Origin of the sequence: Pseudomonas sp. PS01298, from assembly GCF_029959745.1 — a bacterium.
Lineage (GTDB): Bacteria > Pseudomonadota > Gammaproteobacteria > Pseudomonadales > Pseudomonadaceae > Aquipseudomonas > Aquipseudomonas aylmerensis.
This window is the reverse complement of the sequence record NZ_JASCPP010000210.1, coordinates 1-4,332: the sequence shown is the minus strand read 5'-3', so window position 1 is coordinate 4,332 and position 4,332 is coordinate 1. Positions and strand designations below refer to the sequence as shown.

The following is a 4,332-nucleotide window of genomic DNA, read 5'->3' as shown; positions in this document are numbered from 1 at the left end:
GTGTCAGGTGGCGCATTGTTGACTGACGTAGCGCATTCGCGAGCAAGCCCGCTCCCACAGTGGTTATTCAGCGTGCCAGGGAGGCTGGCGGTGCGACCACATCGCCGGCGATGACGACGGCCTGGTCATCCAGGTAGACATCGCAATTGCGCAGCGGAATGTCCATGTGGCACGGCGTCTTGCGCGTCCCGCCCACTTCAGTGTTCGGCCCGGTGGAGAAGAGGAAATTGCCGTAGAACGCCCGCGCGTCCATGCACATGCCGTCGTTTTTGTCGTGCAGGCCCATGGCGGTCCACTGCGCCCGAGGCTGCAGGCCCCAGCCGATGTGGGAGATGCCGTACACCTCGGGGTCGTTGAAGTACTTCATGTAGTCGCGCAGGTACTCGGCCTCGAATCCCCCATGGATACTGGTGATAAAGCCCTTCTCGATCTCCAGGGTGATCTTCTCGCGGGTATAGGTCTTGAACGGCAGCAGGATGTCGCCGATGTCCAGCACCAGCACGCCCTCGGCGGTTTCTTCGTTGGGCCAGGAGAACAGGAAGCCGCTGGGCCAGTGGTCCCAGCGCCCAGGCTCGTCGGCAAATCCGTACTCGGTCACCGACGGGTATTGCCCCAGCGCCGCACGAAAATCGCTGCCGGCACGCGACTTCACATGAATCGAGCGCGCCTGCTTCAACAGCTGCTCGGCAGCCAGCACACGCACCTTGTCTTCCTCGGTAGGCAGCATCCGCGCCAGCACTTCCGGCGGCTCCACGGCCAGCAGGATACGTGTGCCGGTCTTGAGGATCTGCTCCTGCTCCGGCGAATGCAGCAACATCATCGTGTCGACAATCAGGTCGGCCGCTTCCAGCGCGCGTTGCGCGGCGATATTGCCGGTCAGCGCCGTGTCGCCGCAGTAGGCGGTCATGTCATTGCCCATCGCCCGTGGGTGATTGAACGATGGCAACTCCACCGCATACACCTTGGCCCCCAGGCGCTGCGCCGCATCCATCGCAGCGCGCACGGTGCGGGGGTCGGAGTAATGGCTCTTGAGCACCGCGACGCTCTGCGTCGGGTCGACCTTCGACAGCGTCAGCACGTGTTCAAACATCTGGGTCAGTTTGCAATCGCTTACCGGCATTTTCCTGTCTCCTGTGGGGCTGCACCACGTTCAGGCACCGCGCTTCACTCTGGTGCATTTTTATAGCGTATACGCCATTTAATAACGATAAGACCTGAATTGAAGGCGAACTGCAAGCACCACGCCAAAACGTTACCTTTCCACACAAACCCAACAGATAAAGGGTAAAAAGCGTTACAGATGAAAATAACGGTTGAAAAATAAATTTTTAAAGGTGGGCTTCCCATTTCAAAAAATGAGCGTATACACTTTAAAAACCTTGCGGACAGACGCCGCCGACAATCAACAAGAGAGAGGATCACGCCCCATGGGAAGCACACAAAAAATCGCCATCGTCGGTGCCGGCCTGGGCGGCGCGGCTGCAGCCACCCTGTTGCAGCAAGCCGGTTTCGATGTGGACGTGTACGAGCAGGCGCCGGAATTTTCCCGACTGGGCGCGGGGATCCACATGGGCCCCAACATCATGAAAATCTTCCGGCGCATGGGCATCGAAAAGCAGCTGGACCTGATGGGCTCGCACCCCGAGCACTGGTTCAGCCGCTGCGGTGAAAGTGGCGACTACCTCTCGCGCATTCCACTCACCGGCTACGGCGCGTCCTACATCACCGTGCACCGTGGCGACCTGCACGCGCTGCAGATGTCCACCCTCAAGCCCGGCACCCTGCACTTCAACAAGCGCCTGGAAACCCTCGAAGAAACCGACACCCAGGTGCGCCTGACCTTCGCCGACGGCGAAGTGACCTACGCCGACATCGTGATCGGCGCCGATGGCATCAATTCAAAGATCCGCGAAGAACTGCTCGGCGTGGAAAAACCGCTGTACAGCGGCTGGGTTGCGCACCGCGCGCTGATCCGTGGCGACCAACTGGCCAAGTACGACCTCAAGTTCGAAGACTGCATCAAGTGGTGGACCGAAGACCGCCACATGATGGTGTATTACACCACCGGCAAGCGCGACGAGTACTACTACGTGACCGGCGTTCCGCATGCCGAATGGGACTTCCAGGGCGCGTTCGTCGACAGTAGCCGCGAAGAGATGTTCGACGCGTTCAAGGGCTACCACCCCACCGTGCAGGCGCTGATCGAATCCACCGAAAGCGTGACCAAATGGCCGCTGCGCAACCGCAACCCGTTGCCACTGTGGAGCCGTGGTCGCCTGGTGCTGCTGGGCGACGCCTGCCACCCGATGAAACCCCACATGGCCCAGGGGGCCGGCATGGCCATCGAAGACGCGGCGATGCTTACCCGCTGCCTGCAGGAAACCGGGATCAGCGACTACCGCACCGCGTTCCAGCTCTACGAAGCCAACCGCAAGGAGCGCGCCTCCCGCGTGCAGGCCGTGTCCAACGCCAATACCTGGCTGCGTACCCAGGAAGACCCGGCCTGGGTCTATGGCTATGACCTGTATGCCCAGGAACTCAAGTCGGGGGTGGCCGCGTGAGCACCTACCTCTACGGCGGCAACGTCCAGGCCAACGGCATTCGCCAGCACTACCTGCGCTACGGCGGCAAAGGCCCGGCGCTGATCCTGATCCCCGGCATCACCAGCCCGGCGATCACCTGGGGCTTCGTCGCCGAGCGTCTTGGCGCGCAGTTCGACACCTACGTGCTGGATGTACGCGGTCGCGGCTTGTCGTCGACCGGGCCCGAACTGGACTACAGCGCCGACACCTGCGCCGAGGACATCGGTGCCTTTGCCGACGCACTCGGCCTCAAGAGTTACCACCTGATCGGCCACTCGATGGGCGCGCGCTTTGCTGTTCGCAGCGCCGTGCTGCATCCCCAGGGCGTCAACCGCGTGGTGCTGATCGACCCGCCCGTCTCCGGCCCGGGTCGCCGCGAATACCCGAGCAAGCTGCCGTGGTATGTCGATTCGATCCGCCAATCGCAGGTCGGCATGGATGGCGAGGCGATGCGCGCCTTTTGCGCCACCTGGACCGACGAGCAGCTGCAGCTGCGCGCGGAATGGCTGCACACCTGCTACGAGCCCGCCATCGTGCGTGCCTTCAATGACTTCCACAGCGTGGATTTCCACCAGCACCTGCCCCATCTGAAGGCCCCTGCCCTGTTGATGGTGGCCGGGCGTGGGGGCGTGATCCTCGATGACGACATTGCCGAAATCCAGGACCTGCAACCCGGCATCCAGGTCGCCCGCGTGCCGAATGCCGGACACATGATTCCCTGGGATGACCTCGACGGTTTCTTCCACGCTCTCGGCGACTTCCTCGAACAATAACCATGGAGACCACCATGCAGAAGCCTTACCGCATCGGCCAGATCGTGCCGAGTTCCAACACCACCATGGAAACCGAGATCCCGGCGATGCTCACCGCCCGCCAGGCGATCCGGCCCGAGCGTTTTACCTTTCACTCCAGCCGCATGCGCATGAAGCAAGTGCGCAAGGAAGAACTGGCGGCCATGGACGGCGAGTCCGACCGTTGCGCCGTCGAGCTGTCCGACGCCAAGGTCGACGTGCTGGGCTACGCGTGCCTGGTGGCGATCATGGCCATGGGCCTGGGTTACCACCGCAATTCCGAACAGCGCCTGCGCAAGGCCACTGCTGACAACGACGCCAACGCCCCGGTCATCACCAGTGCCGGCGCGCTGATCGAAGGCCTCAAGGTGATGGGTGCCAAGCGCATCGCGATTGTCGCGCCGTACATGAAGCCGCTGACCGAACTGGTGGTGAACTACATCCGTGAAGAAGGCTTCGAGGTGGTGGACTGGCGCGCGCTGGAGATTCCCGACAACCTCGAAGTGGCCCGCCACGACCCGGCCAACCTGCCGGCCATCGTCGCCGGGATGAACCTGGAAGGCGTCGACGTGATCGTGCTATCGGCCTGCGTGCAGATGCAGTCGCTGCCAGTGGTGGCCAAGGTCGAGGCGCAAACCGGCAAACCAGTGCTTACCGCCGCCATCGCTACCACCTACGCCATGCTCAAGGCCCTGGACCTGGAACCCATCGTCCCCGGCGCGGGCGCCCTGCTGTCTGGTGCTTATTGAGGGAGCGAGGGAGTGGCTGAGACTTTTTTGGTAGGCGCGCTTGTTGTGGTGTGAGCGGGCTGGTTGTGAATTGCAGGCTTTTTTGTGGACTGCCGGCTTGTTGTGGTGAGCGGGCTTGCCCCGCGTTGGGGGGGCGAAGCCGCCCTGAAACCAGGCACCGCGGACTGCCTGAAAGACCGCATGGGCTCTATTGGGGCGGCTTCGCCACCC

At 62.5% G+C, this 4,332-nt stretch carries 4 protein-coding genes; 3 read left to right on the top strand and 1 reads right to left on the bottom strand.

What is annotated here, in order from left to right; genetic code table 11:
- Positions 1–67: 67 nt before the first annotated feature.
- Positions 68–1,120 carry a 2,5-dihydroxypyridine 5,6-dioxygenase gene (locus tag QMX97_RS31705; protein WP_282398221.1) on the bottom strand — a complete coding sequence of 351 codons (1,053 nt, stop codon included), beginning with the start codon at positions 1,118–1,120 and terminating at the stop codon, positions 68–70.
- A gap of 307 nt (positions 1,121–1,427) precedes the next feature.
- Here QMX97_RS31705 and QMX97_RS31700 point away from each other — a divergent pair, with 307 nt between their 5' ends.
- From QMX97_RS31700 to QMX97_RS31690, 3 genes are read left to right on the top strand one after another with little or no spacing between them, the layout of a single operon-like run.
- The gene (locus tag QMX97_RS31700; protein WP_065904961.1) at positions 1,428–2,561 is read left to right on the top strand and encodes an FAD-dependent monooxygenase; all 1,134 of its coding nucleotides are present in this window, start codon (positions 1,428–1,430) and stop codon (positions 2,559–2,561) included.
- Positions 2,558–3,355 carry an alpha/beta hydrolase gene (locus tag QMX97_RS31695; RefSeq protein WP_282398220.1) on the top strand — a complete coding sequence of 266 codons (798 nt, stop codon included), beginning with the start codon at positions 2,558–2,560 and terminating at the stop codon, positions 3,353–3,355. The genes QMX97_RS31700 and QMX97_RS31695 overlap by 4 nt, the downstream gene beginning before the upstream one ends.
- A 14-nt stretch (positions 3,356–3,369) precedes the next feature.
- Complete coding sequence (locus QMX97_RS31690; protein WP_010210656.1) at positions 3,370–4,122, top strand: Asp/Glu racemase; 753 nt, start codon at positions 3,370–3,372, stop codon at positions 4,120–4,122.
- Positions 4,123–4,332 lie beyond the last annotated feature (210 nt).

Excerpts from the sequence above, each read along its gene's own strand:
- QMX97_RS31700 (WP_065904961.1), top strand. The coding sequence starts at position 1,428 with ATGGGAAGCACACAAAAAATCGCCATCGTCGGTGCCGGCCTGGGCGGC.
- QMX97_RS31690 (WP_010210656.1), top strand. The coding sequence starts at position 3,370 with ATGCAGAAGCCTTACCGCATCGGCCAGATCGTGCCGAGTTCCAACACC.
- QMX97_RS31705 (WP_282398221.1), bottom strand. The coding sequence starts at position 1,120 with ATGCCGGTAAGCGATTGCAAACTGACCCAGATGTTTGAACACGTGCTG.